At 72.3% G+C, this 26,492-nt stretch carries 21 protein-coding genes, 1 rRNA gene and 2 pseudogenes; 19 read left to right on the forward strand and 5 right to left on the reverse strand.

Annotation, left to right across the window (positions count from 1 at the left end):
* From rrf to ACZ5VD_RS33750, 4 genes and pseudogenes are all read left to right on the forward strand, one after another.
* Positions 1-93: ribosomal RNA gene (gene rrf, locus ACZ5VD_RS33735) — 5S ribosomal RNA — on the forward strand; the annotation flags it as partial.
* A gap of 532 nt (positions 94-625) precedes the next feature.
* Positions 626-1,108 (forward strand): annotated as a pseudogene (locus ACZ5VD_RS33740) (DEAD/DEAH box helicase); the annotation flags it as partial.
* A complete protein-coding gene (locus ACZ5VD_RS33745) occupies positions 1,041-1,745 on the forward strand; it encodes a hypothetical protein (protein WP_468684521.1) in 705 nt (234 codons plus the stop codon). The pseudogene ACZ5VD_RS33740 and the gene ACZ5VD_RS33745, both read left to right, overlap by 68 nt.
* Positions 1,637-2,527, forward strand: coding sequence for a tetratricopeptide repeat protein (locus tag ACZ5VD_RS33750; RefSeq protein ID WP_468684519.1), 891 nt, complete (start codon positions 1,637-1,639; stop codon positions 2,525-2,527). The genes ACZ5VD_RS33745 and ACZ5VD_RS33750 overlap by 109 nt, the downstream gene beginning before the upstream one ends.
* Positions 2,528-2,601: 74 nt before the next feature.
* Here the strand turns inward: ACZ5VD_RS33750 and ACZ5VD_RS33755 are convergent, their stop codons facing one another.
* Entirely contained in the window at positions 2,602-3,894 is a 1,293-nt protein-coding gene (locus ACZ5VD_RS33755; RefSeq protein ID WP_468684409.1) for a DUF1015 domain-containing protein, read from the reverse strand.
* A gap of 72 nt (positions 3,895-3,966) precedes the next feature.
* Between ACZ5VD_RS33755 and ACZ5VD_RS33760 the strand changes: the two genes are divergently transcribed.
* From ACZ5VD_RS33760 to ACZ5VD_RS33775, 4 genes are all read left to right on the forward strand, one after another.
* Positions 3,967-4,995, forward strand: a complete 1,029-nt coding sequence (locus ACZ5VD_RS33760) for an HAD hydrolase-like protein (RefSeq protein WP_468684410.1) — start codon at positions 3,967-3,969, stop codon at positions 4,993-4,995.
* Between the two features lie 143 nt (positions 4,996-5,138).
* Positions 5,139-6,182 carry a FecCD family ABC transporter permease gene (locus ACZ5VD_RS33765; RefSeq protein WP_468684412.1) on the forward strand — a complete coding sequence of 348 codons (1,044 nt, stop codon included), beginning with the start codon at positions 5,139-5,141 and terminating at the stop codon, positions 6,180-6,182.
* Positions 6,179-7,216 carry a FecCD family ABC transporter permease gene (locus tag ACZ5VD_RS33770; protein WP_468684414.1) on the forward strand — a complete coding sequence of 346 codons (1,038 nt, stop codon included), beginning with the start codon at positions 6,179-6,181 and terminating at the stop codon, positions 7,214-7,216. Before ACZ5VD_RS33765 ends, ACZ5VD_RS33770 begins: the two co-directional genes overlap by 4 nt.
* The gene (locus ACZ5VD_RS33775; protein ID WP_468684416.1) at positions 7,213-8,184 is read left to right on the forward strand and encodes an ABC transporter ATP-binding protein; all 972 of its coding nucleotides are present in this window, start codon (positions 7,213-7,215) and stop codon (positions 8,182-8,184) included. Before ACZ5VD_RS33770 ends, ACZ5VD_RS33775 begins: the two co-directional genes overlap by 4 nt.
* Here ACZ5VD_RS33775 and ACZ5VD_RS33780 read toward each other — a convergent pair.
* Positions 8,168-8,515 carry an SCP2 sterol-binding domain-containing protein gene (locus ACZ5VD_RS33780; protein ID WP_468552179.1) on the reverse strand — a complete coding sequence of 116 codons (348 nt, stop codon included), beginning with the start codon at positions 8,513-8,515 and terminating at the stop codon, positions 8,168-8,170. The genes ACZ5VD_RS33775 and ACZ5VD_RS33780 overlap by 17 nt on opposite strands.
* 42 nt (positions 8,516-8,557) lie before the next feature.
* On the opposite strand from ACZ5VD_RS33780, the gene ACZ5VD_RS33785 reads away from it, so the two are divergent.
* From ACZ5VD_RS33785 to ACZ5VD_RS33810, 6 genes are all read left to right on the forward strand, one after another.
* Entirely contained in the window at positions 8,558-8,854 is a 297-nt protein-coding gene (locus ACZ5VD_RS33785; protein ID WP_468552178.1) for a hypothetical protein, read from the forward strand.
* Positions 8,855-8,861: 7 nt separating this feature from the next.
* Positions 8,862-9,677 carry a TlyA family RNA methyltransferase gene (locus tag ACZ5VD_RS33790; protein WP_468552177.1) on the forward strand — a complete coding sequence of 272 codons (816 nt, stop codon included), beginning with the start codon at positions 8,862-8,864 and terminating at the stop codon, positions 9,675-9,677.
* Positions 9,674-10,579, forward strand: a complete 906-nt coding sequence (locus ACZ5VD_RS33795; RefSeq protein ID WP_468552176.1) for an NAD kinase — start codon at positions 9,674-9,676, stop codon at positions 10,577-10,579. Before ACZ5VD_RS33790 ends, ACZ5VD_RS33795 begins: the two co-directional genes overlap by 4 nt.
* A gap of 213 nt (positions 10,580-10,792) precedes the next feature.
* A complete protein-coding gene (gene recN, locus ACZ5VD_RS33800; RefSeq protein ID WP_468552175.1) occupies positions 10,793-12,523 on the forward strand; it encodes a DNA repair protein RecN in 1,731 nt (576 codons plus the stop codon).
* Between the two features lie 30 nt (positions 12,524-12,553).
* Positions 12,554-13,276, forward strand: a complete 723-nt coding sequence (locus ACZ5VD_RS33805) for a hypothetical protein (RefSeq protein ID WP_468684418.1) — start codon at positions 12,554-12,556, stop codon at positions 13,274-13,276.
* Positions 13,277-13,515: 239 nt separating this feature from the next.
* The gene (locus ACZ5VD_RS33810) at positions 13,516-14,652 is read left to right on the forward strand and encodes a glycosyltransferase family 4 protein (RefSeq protein ID WP_468552173.1); all 1,137 of its coding nucleotides are present in this window, start codon (positions 13,516-13,518) and stop codon (positions 14,650-14,652) included.
* A gap of 31 nt (positions 14,653-14,683) precedes the next feature.
* On the opposite strand, the gene ACZ5VD_RS33815 is transcribed toward ACZ5VD_RS33810, so the two are convergent.
* Positions 14,684-16,324, reverse strand: coding sequence for a PucR family transcriptional regulator (locus tag ACZ5VD_RS33815; RefSeq protein WP_468684419.1), 1,641 nt, complete (start codon positions 16,322-16,324; stop codon positions 14,684-14,686).
* Positions 16,325-16,461: 137 nt separating this feature from the next.
* On the opposite strand from ACZ5VD_RS33815, the gene ACZ5VD_RS33820 reads away from it, so the two are divergent.
* On the forward strand, positions 16,462-17,418 hold the full coding sequence (locus tag ACZ5VD_RS33820) for an LLM class F420-dependent oxidoreductase (protein ID WP_468684420.1): 957 nt from the start codon (positions 16,462-16,464) through the stop codon (positions 17,416-17,418).
* On the opposite strand, the pseudogene ACZ5VD_RS33825 reads toward ACZ5VD_RS33820, so the two are convergent.
* Positions 17,405-17,601, reverse strand: a pseudogene (locus ACZ5VD_RS33825) (FAD-binding protein); the annotation flags it as partial. The gene ACZ5VD_RS33820 and the pseudogene ACZ5VD_RS33825 sit on opposite strands and share 14 nt — an antisense overlap.
* Positions 17,602-17,687: 86 nt before the next feature.
* The gene (locus ACZ5VD_RS33830; RefSeq protein WP_468552190.1) at positions 17,688-19,490 is read right to left on the reverse strand and encodes a glycoside hydrolase family 15 protein; all 1,803 of its coding nucleotides are present in this window, start codon (positions 19,488-19,490) and stop codon (positions 17,688-17,690) included.
* A gap of 543 nt (positions 19,491-20,033) precedes the next feature.
* Here ACZ5VD_RS33830 and ACZ5VD_RS33835 point away from each other — a divergent pair.
* From ACZ5VD_RS33835 to ald, 4 genes are all read left to right on the forward strand, one after another.
* The gene (locus ACZ5VD_RS33835) at positions 20,034-21,716 is read left to right on the forward strand and encodes a CTP synthase (protein ID WP_468552170.1); all 1,683 of its coding nucleotides are present in this window, start codon (positions 20,034-20,036) and stop codon (positions 21,714-21,716) included.
* Between the two features lie 82 nt (positions 21,717-21,798).
* Positions 21,799-22,425: an NUDIX domain-containing protein gene (locus ACZ5VD_RS33840; RefSeq protein WP_468552169.1), complete on the forward strand. Its 627-nt coding sequence runs from the start codon at positions 21,799-21,801 to the stop codon at positions 22,423-22,425.
* 160 nt (positions 22,426-22,585) lie between these two features.
* Positions 22,586-24,691 carry a tetratricopeptide repeat protein gene (locus tag ACZ5VD_RS33845; protein WP_468684422.1) on the forward strand — a complete coding sequence of 702 codons (2,106 nt, stop codon included), beginning with the start codon at positions 22,586-22,588 and terminating at the stop codon, positions 24,689-24,691.
* Between the two features lie 135 nt (positions 24,692-24,826).
* Positions 24,827-25,951: an alanine dehydrogenase gene (gene ald / locus ACZ5VD_RS33850; protein ID WP_468552167.1), complete on the forward strand. Its 1,125-nt coding sequence runs from the start codon at positions 24,827-24,829 to the stop codon at positions 25,949-25,951.
* The last annotated feature ends 541 nt before the right edge of the window (positions 25,952-26,492 follow it).

Genomic DNA, 26,492 nt, shown 5'->3' on the forward strand with positions numbered 1-26,492 from the left:
ACGCCCGGTTACATTCCGAACCCGGAAGCTAAGCCTTACAGCGCCGATGGTACTGCAGGGGGGACCCTGTGGGAGAGTAGGACGCCGCCGAACAATTTTTGGAAGGACCCCTGGTCCCCAGCGTTCAGCTGGGGCCAGGGGTCCTTTTTTGTTTTTCCGGAGCGCGCCGATTAGTCGGCTGCGCGAGAATGACTTGCAGTACCGAAGACAGGAGTCACCGATGTCCACCAACTCTCCCGACGACCGACCGGAGCGCGACCAGCGGCGACGGGACAGTGGTGACCGGGGTGACCGGGGCGGATTCCGCGGAGACCGTGACGGCTTCCGCCGGGACAACGACCGTCGAGACACCCCGCGTACCGGTAGCGACCGTGGCGGCAACAACCGTGGTGGCAGCAGCGACCGCGGTGGGAACGACCGCGGTGGCTATGTCCGTCGTGACGACCGACGCGATGACCGGGCCGGCGGCGCCGACCGTGGCGGGTTCCGTCGTGATGACAATCGCGGCAGTTTCGGGCGCCGTGACGACCGTCCTTCCGGACCCCGCCGTGACGACCGCCCTTCTGGGCCGCGTCGTGACGATCGTCCTGCCGGTGCGCGTCGTGACGACCGTCCTGCCGGGCCTCGCCGTGACGACCGCCCTTCTGGGCCTCGCCGTGACGACCGCGGGGACCGCGGTGGGTTCCGGCGCGACGACAATCGTGGCGCGGTCGGCGGGCGGCGAGACGATCGGCGTGATGACCGGCGCGATGGTGACCGAGGGTCTCGTCCGGCCTTCCGCCGTGACGATCGCCCTGCTGGGCCGCGTCGTGTCGACCGTTCTGCCGGGCCCCGCCGTGACGACCGTCCTTCTGGGCCGCGTCGAGACGACCGTCCCGCTGGCGCGCGTCGTGACGACCGCCCTGCCGGACCCCGCCGTGATGACCGGGACCGTGGGTTCCGGCGTGACGGTGACCGTCCCTCTTTCCGGGGCAATGACGACCGCCCCCCGTTCCGTCGTGACGACCGCGGTGATCGTGGAGACCGCGTAGAGCGTCGAGATGGGGACCGTCCTCCCTTCCGTCGCGATGACAACCGCGGTGGTTACGCCGGCCGGCGTGACGACCGTCGGGGCGACGACCGTGGCGGCTTCGTTCGCCGTGATGACCGTCGGGATGACCGGCGCGACGACCGTCCTTCTGGGCCCCGCCGTGACGACCGTCGCGATGACCGGCGTGACAGTGGTGACCGTGGCGGTTTCCGCCGTGACGACCGGGACCGTGGCTTCCGTAGCGATGACCGGGACCGAGGTTTCCGTCGGGACGACCGCGGCGATCGTCCCGAGTTCCGCCGCGACGACCGTCGTGATGACCGGCGCGACGACCGCCGGGTTGACGACCGCGGGGATCGCGGTGGCTTCCGGCGTGATGACCGTCGGGATGACCGACGTGACGACAACCGGGGTGACCGGGGTGGCGAGCGCGGTGGGTTCCGTGGCCGGGACGACCGTGGTGCTCCCCGCGGGCCCCGGCGAGACGACCGAGCTGGGCGTCCCGGTGGCTTCCGCGACCGTGACGATCGGCGTGGTGGCGACGACCGGCGTGGTGGCGGGCACTTCCGTGACGAGCGTGACCGGGACCGGGAGCCGATCAGGCGGCTGCCGATCCCCGAGGACGTCACGGGCGACGAGATCGACAAGGACGTACGGCAGGAGCTGCAGAGCCTGCCGAAGGGGCTCGCCGAAGACGTCGCCAAGAACCTGGTGATGGTGGCGCGGCTCATCGACGAGGACCCCGAGGCGGCGTACGCCTACTCGAAGGTGGCCCTGCGACTGGCGTCGCGCGTCGCCGCCGTACGCGAGGCCGGTGGGTTCGCGGCGTACGCGAACCAGAAGTACAGCGAGGCGCTCGCGGAGTTCCGTGCCGCGCGGCGGATGACCGGCAGTGTCGACCTGTGGCCCGTCATGGCCGACTGCGAGCGTGGGCTCGGGCGGCCGGAGAAGGCGCTGGACATGGCCGGGACGCCCGAGGTGCACAAGCTGGACAAGGCCGGTCAGGTCGAGATGCGGCTCGTCGCGGCCGGTGCCCGGCGTGACATGGGGCAGCTGGACGCGGCCATCGTGACGCTGCAGAGCCCCGAGCTCGCCTCCAACTCCGTTCAGCCGTGGACCGCGCGCCTGCGGTACGCGTACGCCGACGCGCTGGTCGCGGCCGGTCGGGAGGACGAGGCCCGGGAGTGGTTCGCGAAGGCCATCGAGGCCGACAAGGACGGCAGCACGAACGCGTCGGACCGGCTCGCGGAGCTTGACGGTGTGGAGTTCGTCGACGCCTTCGACGAGAGCGAGGGCGAGGGCGAGAGTGAGGGCGATGTCGAGTCCGATGACGCGCCCGCGCAAGCCGTTGTCGTCGAGGAAGTCCAGGACGAAGACGATGTGGACGACGACGAGGACGACGGCGCCGATGGTGACGTCGATGTCGATGTCGATGTTGTCGAGGACCGCACGGTCGAGGCGGACGAGCAGGATGGCGCGTCCGACCACAAGGACTGACGTCGGTGAGTGAGTGAAAGGGCGGGACCCCCGACAGGGGGTCCCGCCCTTTCACATGTCAGGAGTGCGGGCCTTCAGGCGGTCAGGGCGCGCAGCACCAGACCCGAGGCCGGCTTGGGGCCGAACGACGTCGACTTGCGGGGCATCGTGACGCCCTGGCGGGCCAGGTCGCGGACGACCTCCTCGCGGACCGGGTGCATCAGGACCGCCGTACCGCCGTCGTGTTCCGCCTTCTCCACCGTGGCGGCGGTGTCGTGGATGTAGGCGATGTGGGCCGGGGAGTCCTCGGGGATGTGCCAGACGTGGTCGAGGAGGGTGGCGTGCAGGACCGTCGCGTCCAGGGTGCGCCAGGCCGCCGGACGGTCCGTGGGGATCGTGCGGGCCAGCAGGGCCGGGTCGGGGCGGTCGACGAGGTGGAAGGCGCCGTCGCCCGCCAGCAGGAACGCGTTGCCGGCACAGGCCGCGTCGGCCAGGGTGTCCAGGGCCTCCGCGAGCGGTACCTCCAGGCGGCGGACCCGGAAGAGGCCCTCCAGGGGGGCCAGTGCCGCCGCGACCGGCAGATCGTGCAGGAGGCGGTGGATGGCACGGACGCGCAGGGGGTAGCGGGCGGTGTCGACGAGGAGGACCAGACCGTGGTCCCAGGGGCTGGGAGAGGGATGCTCCGCGCGTAGACGCCGGTAGGTGGCCCAGCGGTGGTGGCCGTCGGCGATCAGGGCCTGGTGCCGGGCCAGGTCGGAGGTGACACGGGCCAGGTCGGCGGGGTCGGTGACCGACCACAGGCGGTGGCGGCAGCCGTCCTCCGTGGTGGTGGCGAGCAGCGGGGGCTGCCCGGCGACGCGCTCGACGACCTCGGCGGTGGCGGAGGACGTGCCGTCCCCGCGATACGTCAGGAGCAGGGGCTCCATGTTCGCGGAAGTGGCGCGCATCAGCGCCGCACGGTCGGCGACCACATGTGGCATGACGTCCTCGTGGGGGAGGACCACACCCTCCGAGGGTTCCGACAGGCGCAGGGTGCCGATGACGCCACGCTGGAGCAGGCCGTCGCCGTCGCGCTGTTCGTAGACGTACAGGCCCGGTTCGGGGTCGGTGGTGAGGACCCCCTCCGCCAGCCAGCGGCGCAGGGTGTCCGCGGCCTGTTCGTTACGCGCCTCGGGGGTACCGGCCTGCGGGAGGATCAGTCGGACGATGTTGTACGGGTCGGCGGACTGGAGGTGGTGCAGACCGTCGGGGCGGACGACGACGTCGTAGGGCGGTGAGGTCACGGCGGCCAGGCTGCCGACCCGGTCGGGGTCGTAGCGCAGGCCTCGGAACGGGGTGAGTTCCAGGCCTCGGCGCGCCGTTGCTTCCGAGTGACCTGCTGGGTTCATCCCGGCATCGTACGTGTGTCAGTGGCATGCGCGATGATCGGGGGAAAGCGAGCGAACGAGGAGCGATGCGGAATGAGCCAGGGCGTCAGGACGAAGCCCGAGGGCAGTGGGCAGGCCCTGAGCGAGGCGTACGACACGGCGCTGCTCGACCTGGACGGGGTGGTGTACGCGGGGGGCAACGCGATCGCGAACGCCGTCGAGTCGCTGGCCACCGCGCACGAGGGCGGAATGCGCCTCGCGTATGTCACCAACAACGCGCTGCGGACGCCTGACGCCGTGGCCGAGCACCTCACCGAGCTGGGCATACCGACGGAGGCGTCGGATGTCATCACCTCCGCGCAGGCGGTGGCCCGGCTGATCGCCGAGCAGGTGCCCGCGGGGGCGCGCGTGCTGGTGATCGGCGGCGAGGGGCTGCGGGTGGCGCTGCGGGAGCGGGGCCTTGAGCCGGTGGAGTCGGCGGAGGACGAGCCGGTGGCGGTCGTGCAGGGGTACGGCGGGCCGGACCTGCCCTGGGGGCGTTTCGCGGAAGCGTGTTACGCCATCGCGCGCGGGGTGCCGTGGTTCGCGTCCAACACCGATCTGACGATTCCCGGCGCCCGCGGGATCGCCCCGGGCAACGGGGCGGCGGTGGAGGTCGTGCGGATCGCGACCGGCGCCGACCCGAAGGTGGCGGGCAAGCCGTTGCCGCCGATGCACCGGGAGACCATCTTGCGGACCGGGGCCACGCGGCCGTTGGTGGTGGGCGACCGGCTGGACACGGACATCGAGGGCGCGTTCAACGGCGAGGTGGACTCGCTGCTGGTCCTCACCGGGGTGACGGACGGCGCGCAGTTGCTGGCCGCCCCGCCGCAGCACCGGCCGACCTATGTCGACGCCGATCTGCGGGGCATGCTCACCGGGCAGCCGGAGGTCACCGAGGAGGGCGACGGATTCCGGTGCGGCGGCTGGATCGCCCGGGCCGCTGGCGAGCGGCTGGAACTCGACGGTGACGGCGAGGCCCTGGACGGACTGCGCGCGCTGTGCGCGGCGGCCTGGACGGCGGCCGGAGAGGGTGTGTGCGAGCTGGACGGAGGGAAGTCGCTGGCACGGCTGGGTCTGTGAGCCGTAGCGGTACCCCTCGGGTGGCGGGATGCCTGCCCGTCCGGTGCTCGTACCGCCGGCCCGTGCGAGGCTCGTTCCTGTGAGCGCGGGTACGTCCTGACCACGGGATTTGGCTGAATGCGAGGGTAGGCTAACCTAACTGCGTGTTGGTAGAGAGTCCTCCCGAACAGCGCGCGGAGACCGCCCCCGCGCCTCCAACCCGCCGGGCGGTACGAGCGTTTGGGCTGCTCGTGTCCGTGGTGATCCTGCTGCTCGTCGCGTTGGCGAGCATCGCGATCGGCGCCAAGGCGTTGTCCATGGGACAGGTCTGGCACGGCCTGTTCCAGGATTCGGGAACGTACGGCGACGTCGTGGTCGCCGACCGGCTGGCGCGGACCCTGCTCGGGCTGCTCGCGGGTGCGGCGCTCGGCCTGTCCGGGGCGGTGCTCCAGGCGCTCACACGCAACCCGCTGGCCGACCCCGGACTGCTCGGCATCAACGCCGGCGCGTCCGCCGCGGTCGTCACCGCCATCACCTTCTTCGGTGTCACCTCGCTGAGCGGCTATGTCTGGTTCGCGTTCGCCGGCGCCGCCGCCGTCGGGGCGCTGGTCTGGTTCCTCGGCGGCAGCAGGGGCGCGACGCCGGTGCGGCTGGCGCTCGCCGGCACCGCGATCAGTGCCGCGCTCTACGGCTATCTCCAGGCCGTGATGATCACGGACACCGCGGCGCTCTCCAGGATGCGCTTCTGGACCGTCGGCTCACTGACCTCGGCGAGCAACTCGGCCATCCTCCAGGTGCTGCCGTTCATCGCGGGGGGCACGCTCCTCGCGCTCGCGCTGGCCCGGCCGTTGAACGCCATGGAGATGGGTGACGACACCGCCAAGGCCCTCGGCGCCAACCTCAACCGCACCCGGGCGCTGGCCATGCTCTCTGCCGTGGTGCTGTGCGGGGCGGCGACCGCCGCGTGCGGGCCGATCGTGTTCGTCGGGCTGATGGTCCCGCACGTCGTACGGTCCTTCACCGGGCCCGACCTGCGGTGGATCCTGCCCTACGCGACCATCCTGTCGCCGGTGCTGCTGCTCGGCGCCGACGTCATCGGCCGGATCGTGGCCCGGCCCTCGGAACTCCAGGTCGGCATCGTCACCGCGATCATCGGCGGCCCGGTCTTCATCTATCTCGTACGACGGCGGAGGACGGCGCAGCTGTGAGGACCAACCGTGCCATCAGGACGCCGGGCGGGCTCTCGCTGCGGCTGGACGTCCGCGCCGTCACCGTCGTCGCCCTGCTGCTGCTCGCCGCGCTCGCCGCGAGCGTGGTGCTGATCGGCACCGGCGACTTCCCGATCCCGGCCGCGGGCGTGCTGAAGACGCTCTTCGGCGAGGGCAACGCGGGACAGGAGTTCATCGTCAACGAGCTGCGGCTGCCACGGGTCCTCGTCGGGCTCCTGGTCGGCGCCTCGCTGGGCCTCGGAGGTGCGCTCTTCCAGGCTGTCTCCCGCAATCCGCTGGGCAGTCCGGACGTCCTGGGACTCGGGCAGGGAGCGACCGCCGGCGCGCTCGTGATGATCGTGGTGTTCTCCGGCAGCGCCACCCAGGTCACCCTCGGCGCGCTGGTGGGCGGCCTGGTGACCGGTCTCGCCATCTATCTGCTCGCCTGGAAACAGGGGGTGCACGGCTACCGGCTGGTCCTGGTCGGTATCGGCGTCTCCGCGATCGTCACCGCGATCAACGGCTATCTGCTCACCGTCTCCGACATCGTCGACGCCGCCCGCGCGCTCGTCTGGATGACCGGCTCGCTCACCGGGCGGGACTGGGACCAGGTCTGGCCGCTGCTCGCCCTGTGCGCGGTGCTCGTGCCGCTGGTCCTCGCCAACGCGCGCGGGCTACGGATGATGGAGATGGGCGACGACGTGTCGTACGCCCTCGGAGTGCGCGTCGAGCGCGTACGGCTGTTGCTGCTGGTGGCGGCCGTGCTGCTCACCGCGGCCGCCACCGCGGCCGCCGGCCCCGTCAGTTTCGTGGCGCTCACCGCGCCGCAACTGGCCCGCCGGCTGACCCGCTCGCCCGGCCCGAACCTGCTGCCGTCCCTGTGCATGGGGGCCGCCCTCCTGGTCACGGCCGACTGGATCTCGCAGCGCGCCTTCGGTGCCGACCAGATGCCCGTCGGGGTGGTCACCGGCGTCCTCGGCGGTGTCTACCTGCTGTGGCTGCTGGTCAGCGAGCGCAAGGCGGGCCGGATATGAGCCAGGACACGAACCCGGACACCGGCCCGGACACCAACCCGCACCAGGAATCCCGGCCCGAGAAGCGCGGCACGGCGAACGAGAACACCCGAAGGAGCACTGTGAACCGCCTCTCCGCCGAGAAGGTGACCCTCGCCTACGACCAGCGGGTCATCGCCGAGGAACTGTCGGTCGAGATACCCGACCACTCCTTCACCGTGATCGTCGGCCCGAACGCGTGCGGCAAGTCCACACTGCTGCGGGCGCTGTCGCGGATGCTGAAGCCGAACCAGGGCCGGGTGCTCCTCGACGGGAACGTCATCCAGTCGATGCCGGCGAAGAAGGTCGCGCGCACCCTCGGCCTGCTCCCGCAGTCGTCGATCGCGCCCGACGGCATCACCGTCGCCGACCTCGTCGGCCGCGGCCGGTACCCCCACCAGGGCATCCTGCGCCAGTGGTCGACCGAGGACGAGCGGGTCGTCCAGGAGTCCATGACCCGGACCGGGGTCGCCGAACTCGCCGACCGGTACGTCGACGAACTCTCCGGCGGTCAGCGCCAGCGCGTGTGGATCGCGATGGCGCTCGCCCAGCAGACCCCGCTGCTGCTGCTCGACGAGCCGACGACCTACCTCGACATCCAGCACCAGATCGACGTCCTGGACCTCTGTGCCGAACTGCACGAGGAGCAGGGCCGCACGCTCGTCGCCGTGCTGCACGACCTCAACCACGCAGCCCGGTACGCCACACACCTGATCGCCCTCAAGGAGGGCCGGATCATCGCCGAGGGCGCCCCGAGCGACATCGTCGACGCCGAGTTGGTCGAGGAGGTCTTCGGGCTGCGCTGCCAGGTCATCGACGACCCGGAGACGGGGACGCCCCTGGTGGTGCCGGCGGCGCGCAAGGCACGTACGGCGACGAAGGCTGCGGCGCGGGCCGACGCGGCCCCGCGGGTGGAGGCGGAGAAGGTGGCCGCTACAGAAGCTTCCTGAGGCGGAGCAGGTCCCGCAGGCCCGCCTCCAGCTTCACCCGGCCCGACCCCCAGGCCTTCGCGAAGTTCAGCTCGCCGGCGACCAGCGCCACCAGGTCGTCGCCGGCCATGGTCAGTCTGATCTCGGCCTTCTTCGGCGGCGGACCCTGGAGTGTCTCGGTCACCTTGATGCGGCCGTCGGTCAGACGGCCCACGAAGGTGACGTCGAGGTCGGTGATCCGGCAGCTCACCGAGCGGTCCAGAGCCGCCGCGGCACGGACGTCGCCGTCGGCGGTCCGCAGGTTGTCCGAGAGCTTTTCGAGTGCGGCGCGGCACTCCTCGATCGTGGCCATCGCGCTCGACGTTACCCCAGCGCTTCGAGGTAGCGTCTGGGCATGAGCGACTCTGCGCCCGAGGCCGGTCCGCCGGCGGAAGCGACGGAGGCCGGCCCCGCGGTCGAACCCGAGTACGACCCCGCCGCCCCCGCCCCGCTGCACGTCCCCCGCACCCCCACCGGCAACGTCGAGGTCGACGCCCGGTTGGAGCGGCTCGCGGACACCGACCACCTCGCCACGGACGGACACATGGAGGTGTACGAGGATGTACACCGGGGGCTGCGCGACGCGCTCACCGCGCTCGACGCCCGCCCGGGACCTCCGGCGCCCCCCACGCCGTACCAGAGCAGGAGCTGAACCGAACGTGGCAGGAGTCGCACGCCGTCGTCTCGACGCGGAGCTGGTCCGCCGGAAGCTGGCGCGCTCGCGCGAGCACGCCAGTCAGCTGATCGCCGCCGGACGGGTCTCCGTCGGCAAGACCGTCGCGACCAAGCCCGCCACCCAGGTGGAGACCGCGGCGCCCATCCTGGTGGCGACCGACGACGGCGACCCCGACTACGTCTCCCGGGGCGGCCACAAGCTCGCCGGCGCGCTCACGGCATTCGTCCCGCGGGGGCTGGTCGTCGAGGGGCGCCGGGCGCTCGACGCCGGCGCGTCCACCGGCGGGTTCACGGACGTGCTGCTGCGCTCGGGAGCCGCACACGTCGTCGCCGTCGACGTCGGGTACGGACAACTCGCGTGGTCTCTCCGGAGCGATGAACGCGTCACCGTCAAGGACCGTACGAACGTACGCGAGTTGACGCTCGAAGCGATCGATGGGGAGCCTGTGGATCTTGTCGTGGGGGATCTGTCCTTCATCCCGCTCGGACTGGTGCTGCCCGCCCTGGTGCGGTGCGTGAAGCCGGACGCCGATCTGGTGATGATGGTCAAGCCGCAGTTCGAGGTGGGGAAGGAGCGGCTGGGCAGTGGGGGAGTGGTACGGAGTCCGCAGCTGCGCGCCGATGCGGTGTGCGCGGTGGCCCGGCGGGCGGGGGAACTGGGGCTCGGCGTGAACGGGGTCACCGCCAGCCCGCTGCCCGGTCCGTCCGGGAATGTCGAGTACTTTCTGTGGCTGCGGTCGGGTGCACCCGCACTGGACCCGGCCGATGTCGACCGTGCAGTGGCGGAGGGGCCGCGTTGAGCCAGAACCGAGCTCGTACTGTTTTCCTGCTCACCCACACGGGGCGGCCCGCGGCGATCCGCAGTGCCGAACTCGTGGTCAAGGGGCTGTTGCGCGAGGGCATCGGTGTCCGGGTCCTTGAGTACGAGGCCCGCGACCTGCCCCTCACGGACGAGGTGGAACTCGTCAAGGAGGCCACCCCGCAGTGCCTGGAGGGCTGCGAGCTGCTCATCGTGCTCGGCGGCGACGGGACGCTGCTGCGCGGCGCCGAGTTCGCGCGGGCGTCCGGGGTGCCGATGCTCGGCGTCAACCTGGGCAGCGTCGGCTTCCTCGCGGAGGCCGAGCGGGACGATCTCGACAAGGTCGTCGACCGGGTGGTGACGAGGGCCTACGAGGTCGAGGAGCGGATGACCGTCGATGTCGTCGTTCACCAGAACGGGAACATCGTGCACACCGACTGGGCGCTGAACGAGGCGGCCGTGCAGAAGGTCTCCGCCGAGAAGCTGCTCGAAGTCGTCCTGGAGATCGACGGGCGGCCGGTCACGGGGTTCGGGTGCGACGGGATCGTGCTGTCCACGCCGACCGGGTCGACGGCGTACGCGTTCTCGGCGGGCGGGCCCGTGGTGTGGCCCGAGGTCGAGGCGTTGCTGATGGTGCCGATCAGCGCGCACGCGCTGTTCGCGAAGCCGTTGGTGACGTCACCGGACTCGGTGCTGGCGGTGGAGGTGCTGCCGCACATCCCGCCGGGTGTGCTGTGGTGTGACGGGCGCCGGACCATGGAGTTGCCGCCGGGGGCGCGTGTCGAGGTGCGGCGGGGCGCTGTGCCGGTGCGGTTGGCCCGGTTGCACCATGCCTCGTTCACCGATCGGCTGGTGGCCAAGTTCGCGCTGCCGGTGTCGGGATGGCGGGGCGCGCCGCAATAGCGCTCTCCAGGGGGTGGCTCCGCCGCGTGCGCGCGCCTGCCGCTGGTCGCGCCCACGCGGCGGAGCCGCACCTCGACACGGCCCCGCTCCCCTTGGGCGTCTCCACTCGGGTGGGTGACAAGTGCCGGGTGTGCGCATTCGTTACCTGCACCTTCACACCACAAGGCCGGGGTCCGTCGCACTTCCCCTCCCCGACCTCGTAAGGTCGTGTCCGTGTTGGAGGAGATGCGGATACGGTCGCTCGGAGTCATCGACGACGCGGTTGTCGAACTGTCGCCCGGCTTCACCGCGGTCACGGGTGAGACGGGCGCCGGCAAGACCATGGTGGTCACCAGCCTGGGGCTGCTGCTCGGCGGTCGTGCCGACGCGGCGCTCGTGCGGATCGGGGCCAAGAACGCGGTCGTGGAGGGGCGGATCAGTGTGTCCCCGGGCGACTCGGCCGTTCTGCGGGCCGAGGAGGCCGGGGCGGAGCTGGACAACGGCGCGCTGCTCATCAGCCGTACCGTTTCCGCCGAAGGGCGCTCCCGGGCGCACCTGGGCGGGCGGAGTGTGCCGGTCGGGCTGCTGGCCGAGCTCGCCGACGACCTGGTGGCCGTGCACGGGCAGACCGACCAGCAGGGGCTGCTGAAGCTGTCCCGGCAGCGGCAGGCGCTCGACCGGTACGCGGGTGCGGCCGTCACCGGGGCGCTGACCAAGTACACCGGGGCCTATCGGCGGCTGCGGGCCGTCGCCGTGGAGCTCGACGAGATCACCACCCGCGCGCGTGAACGGGCCCAGGAGGCCGACATGCTGCGCTACGGCCTCGACGAGATCGCCGGTGTCGAACCGCGCGCGGGCGAGGACGTGGAGCTGGCGGAGGAAGCGGAGCGGCTCGGGCACGCGGAGGCCCTGTCGTCCGCCGCCACGGCCGCCCACGCGGCTGTCGCCGGCAATCCGGAGGACCCCGAGGGCATCGACGCGGCCACGCTGGTGGCGGGCGCGCAGCGGGCCCTGGACGCCGTGCGGTCCTACGACCCCGCGCTGGCCGGGCTCGCCGACCGGATCTCGGAGCTGGGGATCCTGCTCGGTGACGTGGCGGGCGAACTCGCCGGGTACGCCGACGATCTCGACGCCGACCCGCTGCGGCTGGCGGCCGTCGAGGAGCGGCGGGCCGCGCTGACCACGCTGACGCGGAAGTACGGTGAGAACGTCGGCGCCGTCCTCGCGTGGTCCGAGCAGAGCGCCGCGCGGCTCACCGAACTGGACGGCGACGACGAGCGGATCGGGGAGCTGACCGCCGAGCGGGACGCGCTGCGGACCGAACTGGGCGGGCTGGCACAGGCGCTGACGGACGCGCGGACGGAGGCCGCCGACCGGTTCGCGGCGGCCGTGACCGCCGAACTGGCCTCGCTGGCCATGCCGCACGCGCGCGTGTCCTTCGACATCCGGCAGACCGAGGACCCCGAGGGCGTCGAGGTCGGCGGACGTACCGTCGCGTACGGGCCGGCCGGTGCCGACGAGGTGGAACTGCTGCTGGCGCCGCATCCCGGCGCGCCGGCCCGGCCCATCGCCAAGGGCGCGTCCGGTGGTGAGCTGTCGCGCGTGATGCTGGCGGTGGAGGTCGTGTTCGCGGGGACCGACCCCGTGCCCACCTATCTCTTCGACGAGGTCGACGCGGGGGTCGGCGGCAAGGCCGCGGTGGAGATCGGGCGGCGGCTGGCCCGGCTGGCGAAGACCGCGCAGGTCGTCGTCGTGACCCACCTGCCTCAGGTGGCCGCCTTCGCCGACCGGCAGTTGCTGGTGGAGAAGACCAACGACGGGTCCGTGACCCGGTCCGGGGTGAAGGTGCTGGAGGGCGAGGACCGGGTCCGGGAACTGTCCCGGATGCTGGCCGGCCAGGAGGACTCGGAGACGGCCCGGGCCCATGCGGAAGAACTGCTGGCGACGGCCCGGGCGGACGGCTAGGGGTCCAGGGTGCCTGTGTCGGGGGGCGCGATGACCCGCGCCCCCAGGACCACCGCGTTCGTACTCGCCGCCGCCCTCACCCGGGCCGCCACCGCCGCCCTGCGTACCAGGGCCCCCGGCGGCCCCGACCGCTGGGAGCGGAGGAACCACGCCGGGCGGACCGTCACGTTGTACGCCGGCCCCGCGTCCGCGCTCGCCGCGGCCGTGGGGGTCGGCCGGGTGCGGCCCGCCGCCGGGTTCGCCGTGCTGGCCGCCGGGGCCCGGCGCGGGTTCCGCGCGCATCTCGGCGCTCTGCGGGACGGAGAGGTCACCAGCGGGGCCGTGAAGCTGTTCGGGATCTCCGCGGCCGGGCTCGTCGCGGGAGCCCTGCTGAAGGAGCGGGCGGTCGACAGGGTCCTGGCCGGTGTGGTGATCGCGGGGGCCGCGCACGTCGTGAACCTGGTGGACGTACGCCCGGGGCGGGCCGCCACTGCGGTCCTCGCACTCGGCGCGCCGGGGCTGCTGAGGAAGGGGCCCGGAGCGGCACAGGCCGCGGCTGTCATGGGGGCCGCGGCGGCCGTGCTGCCCGACGACCTCGGTGAGCGCGCGATGATCGGCGACACGGGCGCGCACGCGCTGGGCGCGGCCCTGGGCACCGCGGTGGTCGCGGGCAACGGGCGGGCCGGGCTGCTCGCGCACGCCGTCGCGGTCGTCGCGGCGGCCGGGTACGGGGACAGGGTGAGCGCGTGGGCGCGTTCGGCGGACGGGTCGTGACGGGCGGCCAGGATGGGCACGTTCGTGCGGAACTGCCGATTCCTTCACTCGTGTGGGTGACCCGATCCGCCGTGCCGCCAGGCCGGCCGGCGGCCGGCGTTCCCGGAACACCCGTACGTACTGGCATCCTTGGAGGAGAACGCGGCAACGCGTAGGAAGCGCGCGGTACACCCCTCCGCCCGACACCTTCTGTACGTTTCCTCGTGACCGCCCGACGCCGAACCAGGAGCCCCGGCCACGTGACCCCCGTGAGCAGCCACTCACCCCACGGCCAGTCGCCGCTGCGCACCGTACAGGTGCTGGGCGGAGGCAACGCCGGCAGCAGCGCGCATGTGCGCTCCCTGACCTCGGGGCTGGTGGCACGGGGCGTGCGGGTCACGGTGTGCGCCCCCGCCGAGGCCGATCGCGCCTACGACTTCACCGGGGCCGGCGCCGAACACGTGCACGTGCCGCGCAGCAGCGATCCCGGCTCGGTGGCCGCGCTGCGGATGGCGTGCACCAACGCCGACCTGGTGCACGCGCACGGGCTGCACGCCTCCTTCCGCGCGGTCCTCGCCCTCAGCGGGCGGCGCACCCCGCTCATCGTCACCTGGCACGACCGGGCGTATGTCGAGGGCGCGCGCGCCCATTTCCTGCGCCTGTTGGAGCGGCGGGTGGTGAAGACCGCCGCCGTGGTGCTGGGCACCACCTCGGCCCTGGTGGACCGGGCCCGCCGGACGGGAGCGCGGGACGCCCGGCTCGCCGCCGTCGCGCTGCCCGGCCCCGGCAAGGCCGTCGAGCAGGAGGACCCCGACCGGCTGCGGCCCAAGGTGCGCGCCGAACTCGGGGCCACCGGACGCCCGTTGCTGATGGCCGTCGGCTCCCTCGACCGGCGCCGGGGTTACGACCTGCTGCTGGACGCCGCGCGCGGCTGGTGCCGCCTCGACCCCGTGCCGCTGGTGGTGATCGCCGGGGAGGGGCCGATGCGGGCCGAGTTGCAGCGGCGGATCGAGGACGAGGGACTGCCGGTCCGGCTGCTCGGCCGGCGGGACGACATCGGCGACCTGCTCGCCGCCGCCGACCTCGCGCTGCTGCCGAGCGGCGGGGAGTCACGGGACGTCCTGGCCCAGGAGGCCCTGCACGCGCGCGTGCCGCTCGTCGCCGCCCACGGGGGCGGCATCCCCGAACTCGTCGGTGACGCGGCCGAACTCGTCCCGGCCGGCGACGCGAAGGCCTTCGCCGACACCGTCGTACGGCTGCTCGGCGATGCCGGGCGGCAGGACGCGCTGCGGGACAAGGGCGTACGACAGGCGGCCACCTGGCCGACCGAGGACGAGACCGTCGCCCAGGTCCTCAGCGTCTACGACGAGTTGACCCAGCCACGGCCCCTCATCTAGGGGTTCCGCTGCTCCAGGGCCTCCGCGGGATCTAGGGGACGAGTCTGCGGGCCCGTAGCGCCAGGCTCAACGCCAGTACCGTCTGCGGGTCGTCGAGGTCGGTGCCCAGCAACTCTGCGATGCGGGCGAGGCGGTTGTAGAGCGTCTGCCGGTTGAGGTGGAGTTCGCGGGCCGTCTCCGCCTTGCGGCCCGCGTGCGCCAAGTAGGTCTCCAGGGTGGGCAGCAGCGGCGGCCTGGAACGGAGGTCGTGGTCGCGGACCGGGCCGATCGCGCGGTCCACGAAGGCCGCCAGGTCCGGATGGTCGCGCAGCCGCCACAGCAGCAGCTCGATGTCCAGGCGGCGGGCATCGTGCCAGGGCCGGTCCGAGAGCCCCTGGGCCGCCGTCGCCGTCTCCGCCGCGTGTCTCAGGCCCGCCGAGGCCGCCGCCCAGCCGCCCGCGACGCCGACGACCACCACCGGCGGTTGCGCACCCGGCCGCCGCATCCCGGCCCGCTCCACGCCCGTCCTGAGCGCCGCCGCGACCCGGTCCGCGACCGCCGACCGCTCCGCTTCCGCACGCAGGCCCACCAGCAGGGGGACACGGCCTTCGACAGGGCGTACGCCCAACAGGACCGGCACCCCCACCGAGGCCAGTTCCTCCGCCACCGCGCGGGCCAGGACCGCCCAGCCGCCGCCCGCGGAGAGGGCGTCCCCGAGACGCATCACCACCGGCAGCAGCGGGCTCTCTCCCGGCTTGAAGCCCAGCACGCGTGCCTGCGCGGGCGCGTCCTCGGCGGCGATACGTCCCTCGGCGAGGTCGGTGAGGAAGTCGCCGCGTCCGCGCGCCGCCAACTCCTCCTCCTGCCGGGCCTGCATCAGGACCACGGCGAGGATGCCCGCCGCGCGCTCGGCGGCCATCCGGTGCACGGGGGCCAGGGGAGCCCGCACCGGCAGCAGCACGAGACGGGCGCGGACCGAGCCCGTCCCGGGGCCGCCGCCCGGCACGTCCACCAGGACCGAGCCCGCCGGCGGGGTGTCCTGGTGCTGGCCGCGCAGGCCCTCCCACACCTGGAGCGGGTCGGCGCCCTCGGGGCCGGACCCGGCGGCGTACAGGAGGCGTCCGTCCGTCGTCTCCAGGAAGACGGGGTTGCCGCCGAAGTCGGCCAGGATGCCGAGCACCTGGGGGATCCCGCCGCCGCCCAACAGGGCCTCCGTGCAACGCCGGTGCACCTCCTCCGCCCGCTGGAGCAGCGCGTAGTGGCCGTTGACGATCTCGGTGTGGATCTCCTCGGTGACCGCCACGAAGGGCACCTCGCGGTGCAGTTGGACCAGCGGCAGACCGGCCGCGCGTGCCGTGTCGACGAGGGCGGCGGGCAGCCGGGTGAAACGCGGGCCGAGCTCGACGACCAGGGCCGCGATACCGCGCTCGGCGAGGGTGCGGACGAAGGCGCGCTGCTCGGCGGGCCGGGTGCCCAGGCCGTACCCCGTGGTCAGCAGCAGTTCGCCGCCCTTGAGCAGGGAGGCGATGTGGGGCACCTCGCCCGCGTGCACCCAGCGCACGGTCCGCCCCAGCCGGTCCGCGCCCGCCAGGATCTCGGGCAGCCCGCTGCGCAGGCCGGGCAGCTCCAGAGCGCGTCGCACGGTGATCCCGGCGCCCTGGGTGTCGAATCCGCTGTCCCTCGCGCTGTCCATGGGGCGGACGCTACCTGCGCTCACGGTCCGGCAACATCTCCGAGCCGGCCCGGAGCCGATCGGCGGAGACCGTCGACGAGGGCCCGCGCCCGGCACGGTGCCGGATTGGGGCGGTCGCCCCGGGGTAGCGGCGGGGCATGGACATCAGCGTGGTCGCCGTGGGGCGGGAGGACGACAGCCCGGTCGACGAGCCGGTGCGGGTGGCGGTACTCGCCGACCGGCTCGGGTATCGCGAGGTGTGGGCGGGTGAGGGCCCGACCTGGGACGCGTTCGTGCTGGCCGCGGCGATCGGGCGGGCCACCGAACGGGTCGCGCTGACCGCCGGTCCGGTGCCGGTGTCCGTCCGCGACCCGTACACGATCGCCCGGGGCACGGCGGGCGTGGCGGCGCTCACCGGCCGCCCGGCCGGGGTGGCCCTGGGCACCTCCAGCAAGCGGGTCGTCGAGGGCGTGCACGGCCGGCCCCGGGTCCGGCCCGCCGCCGCGCTGGAGGAGAGCGCGGCGGCCGTCCGGCGACTGCTGCACGGGGCGCCGGGGGAGCCGGTCGTCCCGGACAGCCCCTTCCGGCGTCGGCTCCCGCCGCCCGGCGGCCCGCTCACCGTGGCGGCGTTCGGGGACCGGGCCATCGCCACGGCCGCCGCGCACGCCGACCGCATGCTGCTGGACCTCGTCTCGCCGGAGCAGGTCCGCGCGCTGCGGGCCGAACTGCTCGCCGCGGCCGGCCGGGCGGGCCGTACACCGCCCACACTGGCCGCCTGGCTGCCCGCGGCCGTCGATCCGGAGCCGGAGTCCCTCGCCCAGCTGCTGGGGAGCATCGCCGGGTATCTGACCGTGCCGGGGTACCGCGACATGTTCACGGCGGCCGGCCTCGGCGAGGCGGTGGAGTCGGCCGCGGCCGGCGCCGACCGGGACACCCTCGTCCGGGCGCTGCCGCCGACGGCCGCGGGCGTGGTCGGTCTGGTCGGGGACCTCGACACCGTACGGGCCCGGATCGACGCCTACGCCGAGGCCGGGCTCGACGAGATCGCGCTGGTGCCGGCCACGGCGGGCGATCCGGCGGGGGAGCGGACACTGAGGGCGCTCAGGCCGGCCTGATGCCGTGGCGGAAGCGGACGACGTTGCCGGGGTCGTACCGACCCGGTCGCCGCCCTCGTCGCCGATGAAGCCGAGGTGGACCGCGCCGGTGCTCCACGGCTGGGCATCGGCGCGGACGTCACGGACCCACCGGACGCAGCGCTCGTCGTCCGCGGGATCCTCCCGGAGCCCGAAGGAGTACACGGCCCGGAAGCCATGGCCGCCCCTCCCTTCCGGAAGGGGGCAATGGTCGGCTTCCAGCCCGGGCGGGCGCGGCCAGGGTGGCTTGTTCAGCCGCCGTACGCGCCCGAAGCCGTCAGACGCAGGGCCGTGTCGATCAGGGGGACGTGGCTGAAGGCCTGGGGGAAGTTGCCGACCTGGCGTTGCAGGCGGGGGTCCCACTCCTCCGCCAGCAGACCGAGGTCGTTGCGCAGCCCGAGCAGCTTCTCGAACAGCTTGCGGGCCTCGTCCACGCGGCCGATCATCGCGAGGTCGTCCGCCATCCAGAACGAGCAGGCGAGGAAGGCACCCTCGTCGCCGGGGAGGCCGTCGACGCCCTCCGCCTCCCCGTCGGTCGGGTAGCGCAGGATGAAGCCGTCCGACGTGGACAGCTCCCGCTGGATCGCCTCGATGGTGCCGATCACCCGCTTGTCGTCGGGAGGCAGGAAGCCCATCTGCGGGATGAGGAGCAGCGAGGCGTCCAGCTCCTTCGAGCCGTACGACTGGGTGAAGGTGTTGCGCTCCTTGTCGTAGCCCTTCTCGCACACGTCCCGGTGGATGTCGTCGCGCAGCTCGCGCCACTTCTCCAGCGGGCCGTCCGCGTCACCGGACTCGATCAGCTTGATGGTGCGGTCCACCGCGACCCAGGCCATCACCTTGGAGTGCACGAAGTGGCGGCGCGGGCCGCGCACCTCCCAGATGCCCTCGTCCGGCTCGTCCCAGTGGTCCTCCAGGTAGCGGATCAGCTTCAACTGGAGCAGGGACGCGTAGTCGTTGCGGGCCAGGCCCGTCATGTGGGCCAGGTGCAGGGCCTCGGTGACCTCGCCGTACACGTCCAGCTGGAGCTGGTGCGCGGCGCCGTTGCCGACCCGGACCGGGCCCGAGTTCTCGTAGCCGGGCAGCCAGTCCAGCTCGGCCTCGCCCAGCTCCCGTTCGCCCGCGATGCCGTACATGATCTGCAGGTTCTCCGGGTCGCCGGCGACCGCGCGCAGGAGCCACTCGCGCCAGGCGCGGGCCTCCTCGCGGTAGCCGGTGCGCAGCAGCGAGGAGAGGGTGATCGCCGCGTCCCGCAGCCAGGTGTAGCGGTAGTCCCAGTTGCGGACGCCGCCGATCTCCTCCGGCAGGGAGGTGGTGGGGGCGGCGACGATGCCACCCGTCGGGGCGTACGTCAGGGCCTTCAGCGTGATCAGGGAGCGGACCACCGCCTCGCGGTACGGGCCGTGGTACGTGCAGTGCTCGACCCAGTCCCGCCAGAAGTCGGCGGTCGCCTCCAGCGACTGCTCCGGCTCCGGCAGCGGCGGCGGCTGCTTGTGCGAGGGCTCCCAGGAGATGGTGAACGCGATCCGCTCACCCGGGGCGACCGTGAAGTCGGCGTACGTCGTCAGCGACTTGCCGTACGTCTCCGCCTCCGTGTCGAACCACACCGAGTCCGGGCCCGCGACGGCGACCGTGCGGCCCTCGTGCTTGTGCACCCACGGGACGACCCGGCCGTAGGAGAAGCGCATGCGGAGCGCGGAGCGCATCGGGACGCGGCCCGAGATGCCCTCCACGATGCGGATCAGCTGCGGGGCGCCGTCACGCGGCGGCATGAAGTCGGTCACCCGGACCGTGCCGCGCGGGGTGTCCCACTCGGACTCCAGGATCAGGGAGTCGCCGCGGTAGCTGCGCCGGGCCGCGGTGGGCGGTGCGGCGTCGGCCGCGTGGGCCGGGCCGAGCCGCCAGAAACCGTGTTCCTCGGTGCCGAGCAGACCGGCGAAGATGGCATGCGAGTCGAAGCGGGGCAGGCACAGCCAGTCCACCGTGCCGTCCCGGCAGACCAGGGCAGCGGTCTGCATGTCTCCGATGAGTGCGTAGTCTTCGATGCGCCCGGCCACGTGCAACTCCAGTCGAACGGCCACGTCACCCCCCAGGAAAACAGGGGGCTGTCGCTTGGTGCGGTCAAGGGGGTCGGTGTAATGCGTCGTCGTTGTGATGCGTCGTTGAGCGGTGAAGCAAAACAGTTCGAGCCGCTGTGAGGCAAAACGACAACTGATGCTCAACGAACTGACGAGCTCTCGTTGTTCCGGTGCTTACGGGCGGGGGTGGTGCCGTGTTGCCGGCCAGGCTCGGTCAGCGAGTGTCCGAGCAGGATACGACGCACGTAGATGATCTGGGTGCCGCTCCGGGCAACGCGGATGGGCCGAACGGGTGAGCAGCCGGTGAGAAACCCGTGAGGTCGTACGGGTCTGTGTCGGCGCGTGTGCAGAGCGTGGCCGGAAGCCATCTCCTCCGGGCGCTGATACCCTGGTAGCCCGTGGACCGGTGGGCACGAAACCCCCGAACCGCAGCGACGGCACCTCCAGAAAAACCCGGGATTCCCGGGCCGGACGAGCCGCACCGCACACCCAGACCGCGACCACGGGAGCCCCCTCTTGGCCATGCCGACCGCTGCTTTTCGAAACAGCACAGCCACGACGACCAAGCACATCTTCGTCACCGGGGGTGTCGCCTCCTCGCTCGGCAAGGGCCTGACGGCCTCCAGCCTCGGCATGCTGCTCAAGGCGCGGGGCCTGCGCGTCGTGATGCAGAAGCTCGATCCGTATCTGAACGTCGACCCCGGCACGATGAATCCCTTCCAGCACGGTGAGGTGTTCGTCACCAACGACGGCGCCGAGACCGACCTGGACATCGGCCACTACGAGCGTTTCCTCGACCGCGACCTGGACGGCTCGGCCAACGTCACCACCGGCCAGGTCTACAACACGGTGATCGCCAAGGAACGGCGTGGCGAGTACCTCGGCGACACCGTCCAGGTCATCCCGCACATCACCAACGAGATCAAGCACCGGATCCGCCGCATGGCGACGGACGAGGTCGACGTCGTGATCACCGAGGTCGGCGGCACGGTCGGCGACATCGAGTCGCTGCCGTTCCTGGAGACGGTCCGCCAGGTCCGTCACGAGGTCGGCCGTGACAACGTCTTCGTCGTCCACATCTCGCTCCTCCCGTACATCGGCCCCTCGGGTGAGCTGAAGACGAAGCCGACCCAGCACTCGGTTGCGGCCCTCAGGAACATCGGTATCCAGCCGGACGCGATCGTGCTGCGCTCCGACCGCGAGGTGCCGGCCGCGATCAAGCGCAAGATCTCGCTGATGTGCGACGTGGACGAGGCCGCGGTCGTGGCCTGCCCCGACGCGCGGTCCATCTACGACATCCCCAAGACCGTGCACGGCGAGGGCCTGGACGCCTACGTCGTCCGCAAGCTGGACCTGCCGTTCCGTGATGTGGACTGGCGGACCTGGGACGACCTGCTCGACCGCGTCCACAACCCGGACCACGAGATCACCCTCGCCCTGGTCGGCAAGTACATCGACCTGCCCGACGCCTATCTGTCGGTCACCGAGGCGCTGCGCGCGGGCGGTTTCGCCAACAAGGCCCGCGTGAAGATCAAGTGGGTCACCTCGGACGACTGCAAGACCCCGGCCGGCGCCGCCCAGCAACTCGGTGACGTCGACGGCGTGTGCATCCCGGGCGGCTTCGGCGACCGCGGGGTGCTCGGCAAGGTCGGCGCGATCCGCTACGCCCGCGAGAACCGGATCCCGCTGCTCGGCCTCTGCCTCGGCCTGCAGTGCATCGTGATCGAGGCCGCGCGCAACCTGGCCGACATCGCCGACGCCAACTCCACCGAGTTCGACTCGGCCACCGGCCACCCGGTGATCTCCACCATGGCCGAGCAGCTCGACATCGTCGCCGGCGACGGCGACATGGGCGGCACGATGCGGCTGGGCATGTACCCGGCCAAGCTGGCCGAGGGCTCGATCGTGCGCGAGGTGTACGACGGCAAGGAGTACGTCGAGGAGCGCCACCGGCACCGCTACGAGGTGAACAACGCCTACCGCGCGGAGCTGGAGAAGAAGGCGGGCATCCTGTTCTCCGGCACCTCGCCGGACGGCAAGCTCGTCGAGTACGTCGAGTACCCGCGCGAGGTCCACCCGTATCTGGTCGCCACCCAGGCGCACCCGGAACTGCGTTCGCGTCCCACGCGTCCGCACCCGCTGTTCGCCGGTCTCGTGAAGGCGGCGGTCGAGCGGTCGGTCGAGGAGCGGAAGGCTTCGGAGTAACACGACAGTTGTACGGTGGCCGGGGCGCGTCCATTCAAAAGGTGGGCGCCCCGGCCTCTTCGCGCAGGTGGAAGGACAGGGCATGACGATCAAGGACACCGCCGAGGCGTGGGAGATCCGGGCGACCCAGACCCCCTTCGTGGGCAACAAGACCTCGGTCCGCACGGACGAGGTGGTCATGCCCGACGGTTCGGTGGTCCGCCGCGACTACCAGGTCCACCCCGGCTCGGTGGCGGTCCTCGCCCTCGACGGCGAGGACCGGGTGCTGCTCATCAAGCAGTACCGCCACCCGGTGCGGCAGAAGCTGTGGGAGATCCCGGCCGGTCTGCTCGACGTGCCCGGCGAGAACCCGCTGCACGCCGCCCAGCGCGAGCTGTACGAGGAGGCTCACGTCAAGGCCGAGGACTGGCGGGTCCTCACCGACGTGTACACCACGGCCGGCGGCTGCGACGAGGCCGTACGGATCTTCCTCGCCCGTGATCTCTCCGCGGCCGACGGGGAGCGCTTCGTGGTGGAGGACGAGGAGGCCGACATGGAGCACGCGCGCGTGCCGGTCGACGAGCTCGTCCGGGGCGTGCTCGCGGGGGAGCTGCACAACAACTGCCTCGTCGTGGGCGTGCTGTCCCTGGCCGCCGCGCGCGGCGGGGACGGGCTCGACGCCCTGCGCCCCGCGGAGGCGCCCTGGCCCGCGCGTCCGTTCGAGTCCTGAACCCACACCCCCTCCGCCGATGTGACCATCGGCTGATCCGATCGGGGGACGTGTCCGCCGCGCTCCGCCCGGAACGTAGCAGAGCGTGAACTAGGCTCTGGAAACGCCCGAACCGGAGTCCCGGCGGGCTTGCGCGTGCGGTGGGACGGGAGTGTGGCCCGTGACGGATCAGGCGGTGGACACAGGCGGTGTGCGGCTGTCCCCAGAGGCTGCTGCGGAGACTGGATTCCTGGGCCGCACAAGGGAGTTGAAAGAACTCCGAGCCGACATCGAGCGCGCGGGACTGGACACCATCGCGGGCCGCAAAGCCCCCCGCGCGCGGGTGCTCCTCATCGCGGGCAAGCCCGGCTCGGGCCGCACGGCGCTCGCCGAGGAACTCGTCCGCCAGGTCGCGCACCGTTACCGGGACGGGGTGCTCCGGGTCCGGCTCAGCGAGCCCGACGGGACGCCCGTGCCGACCGAGTACGCGGCCCGCGAACTACTGACCGCCCTGGAGCTGCCGACGCCCGCGGGAGCCGACGAGGACGACCTCACGGCGGCGCTGCGCGAGGCCCTCGCCGACCGCCGGGTGCTGCTCCTGCTCGACGACGCGGCCACCGCCGAACAGGTGGACGCCCTGCTGCCGGAGACGCCGGAATGTCTGGTCGTGGCCGTCTCCGGGGGCCCGCTGACCGGGATCGCGGACGTCCGCCCGTGCACCCTGGGCGGCCTCGACACCAAGTCCGCCATCGAACTGCTGTCCAAGCACACCGGCTCGGTCCGCATCACCGTCGACCCCCGCTCCGCCGAGGGGCTGGTCGAGGAGTGCCAGGCCCAGCCCGCCGCGCTCACCCTGGCGGGCGGCTGGCTCGCCGCCCGCCCCAAGGCGGCCGTCGCCGACCTCGCCAAGCATCTGCACGCGGAGGGCGCCGAGGACGCCGAGGACACGGTCACCACCCCGCTGAACCGTGTCTTCCGGCTCGCCTACACGTCCCTGCCGTCCCCGGCCGCCCGGATACTGCGCCTGCTCTCCCTCGCCCCGGCCGGCCTGGTCGACCCCCAGACCGCCTCCGCGCTGGCCGGCTGCTCGGTGGGCGCCGCCCGCACCACCCTGGACGACCTCGTCGCCCTCGGCCTGCTGCACCCCGTGACATCGCCGCTGCCGCAGTACGAGGTCCCCGGCTGCCTCCAGCCGCTGCTGAGGGCGCTCGCCGAGTCCCAGGACCGCCCCGCCGAACTCCAGCTGGCCCGCGCCCGGATGCTGGAGCGGACCGTACGGCTGCTGCAGTCCTGCCGTGCGATCACCGAGACCGACAACCCCGAGGCGCGCGAGAAGCTCCAGGGCATGTCGCGCTCGCTGCGCTTCCCGAGCCCCAGGGCGGCCGCCGAGTGGCTGACCCTGCGCAGGCCCGCCCTGCTCGCCGCGGCCCGTCACGCGGTCGCGGACGGCGAGCTGGACACCCTCGCCCGGCGCCTGATGTCCCAGCTCGTACGGGCGATGGTCGCCCACCGCGGTACCCAGGCGGCCGCGCCCGACCTGTACGGCATCCACCGCCTGGTCCTGGACGTGGCCGAACGCCGGAACCTGCCCCGGGAACAGGCCGCCGCGCTGCTGAACCTCGCCGACCTCGACGCCCGGACCGGCCGCACCCAGGAGGCCCTGGCGCGCTACCGGGCCGCCCTGGACGCCGGACGGGAGGCGAACGACCCGTATGCGACCGGTCGCGCGATGGAATCCGTGGGCGGGGCCCATCTGGAGCTCGGGGACTACGACCGGGCCGCCGACTGGTACGGCCGGGCCCTGGCCCAGCGGCTGGCCAGGGACGAGCGGGCGGACGCCGCGCGGCTGTACGGCCGGATCGCCGCCGCCCACACCTACGCGGGCCGCTACGGCGAGGCGCAGCGGTCCTGGCGGGCCGCGATCGCCGGGCACCGCAAGGAGGGTGATGTGGCCGCCCAGGCGCGGGCGTTGAGCGAGCTCGCACGGGTCCAGGAGTACGCCGGACGGCCCGAGGAGTCGCTGGACACCTGTCAGGAGGCCGTGGAGTGGGCGCGGCGGGCCGAGGACGGCCGTCTGCAGGCGGCGCTGCATCTGCGGCTCGCCGACACGCTGGGGCACCTCGGCGACCCCGCGGCGGCGGCCCTGCACCGGGGCACCGCGGAGCGGCTGCTCGGCGAGGAGTCCCAGGAGCCGGAAACCCAGGCCGAACCGGAGCCGGAACAGCCCGATCACCCGGAACACGACGCTAACGCCTGCGAAATCCGTAGTACATCCGCTGAAGATTGATGCAATGAAAGGCTAGACAGCGGGAACACCTTCATTAGACTGGCTCTGCCGCACCTTCTCCTGCGGTGTCTCCCGGTGTGCCCCGGCATGCCTGGACATGTCTTGCCATGCCCCACACTCACTGAGCCAAGGACCGTGATCGACGTGAAGGTCGGCATCCCCCGCGAGGTCAAGAACAACGAGTTCCGGGTGGCCATCACCCCCGCCGGTGTGCACGAGCTGGTGCGCCACGGCCACCAGGTCGTCATCGAGCAGGGCGCCGGTGTCGGCTCGTCGATCCCGGACGACGAGTACCTCGCCGCCGGAGCCCGGATCCTGGCGACCGCCGACGAGGTCTGGGCCACCGCCGACCTGCTGCTCAAGGTCAAGGAGCCCATCGCCGAGGAGTACCACCGCCTCCGCAAGGACCAGACGCTCTTCACGTACCTGCACCTGGCCGCCTCCAAGGAGTGCACCGACGCGCTCATCGAGTCCGGCACCACCGCGATCGCCTACGAGACCGTCGAGCTGCCCAGCCGCGCGCTCCCGCTGCTCGCCCCGATGTCCGAGGTCGCGGGCCGCCTCGCCCCGCAGGTCGGCGCCTACCACCTGATGCGGGCCAACGGCGGCCGCGGTGTGCTGCCCGGCGGAGTCCCGGGTGTGCCGGCCGGCCGGGCCGTCGTCATCGGCGGCGGAGTCTCCGGCTGGAACGCCGCGCAGATCGCCATCGGCATGGGCTTCCACGTGACCCTGCTCGACCGGGACATCAACAAGCTCAAGGAGGCCGACAAGATCTTCGGCACGAAGATCCAGACGGTCGTCTCCAACACCTTCGAGCTGGAGAAGGCGTGCCTGGAGGCGGACCTCGTCATCGGTGCCGTCCTCGTCCCGGGCGCCAAGGCCCCGAAGCTGGTCACCAACGAACTCGTGTCGCGCATGAAGCCGGGAAGTGTTCTTGTCGACATCGCGATCGACCAGGGCGGTTGCTTCGAGGACTCCCGCCCGACGACCCACGCCGAGCCGACCTTCCCGGTCCACAACTCGGTCTTCTACTGCGTCGCCAACATGCCCGGCGCGGTGCCCAACACCTCGACCTACGCGCTCACCAACGCGACCCTGCCGTACATCGTCGAGCTCGCCGACCACGGCTGGGCGGCGGCGCTGCGCCGGGATCCCGCGCTCGCCATGGGACTCAACACCCATGACGGCAAGGTGGTTTACCGGGAGGTCGCCGAGGCGCACGGCCTGGAGCACGTGGGGCTCGCGGCACTGCTCGGCTGAGCGCCGGTCGTACGCGGCGCAACGGCGCCGTCGCTAAGTCACCATTCGGTAAAAGGCGATACGTCAACACAGGTCGTCAACACACCGCACCCGGCCGGACCTTGCCCGAGAAGGTCCGGCCGGATGTGTGTATGGTCACTTTGCGACTCTCGGTCAACTCGCCTCGAACGTAACCCTTGAGCCGATTCGTACACCGGTGAAACCTGCCGTGCGACGGCCGTACGCCCTTGACAGAGGGATGTTTCATTGCCGACACATCCTGCCGGGTCCGGCGGATTGTGTTGCTGCGGACGCCCGACACGCCATAGAGTCGCCAACCGTCGGCATGGTGCCACGCTGACCTGTCTAGAAGTTTCCTGGTCACCAAGGAGGTAAGACGACTTGTGAATGAGTCGACATTTTCTCCCGGGGGTGGTCAACCAGGAACGCCTGCACGGGCCGAGGGCCCTTCGGGGTTCGAGGCTGTCGGCTCCGTCGCGGTGCGCACCTTCGCAGCCCACCAGAGTCACTACAAGTCAGGCGTGACTCAGCCAGCACACCA

This window comes from Streptomyces sp. NPDC032822 (genome assembly GCF_055578825.1).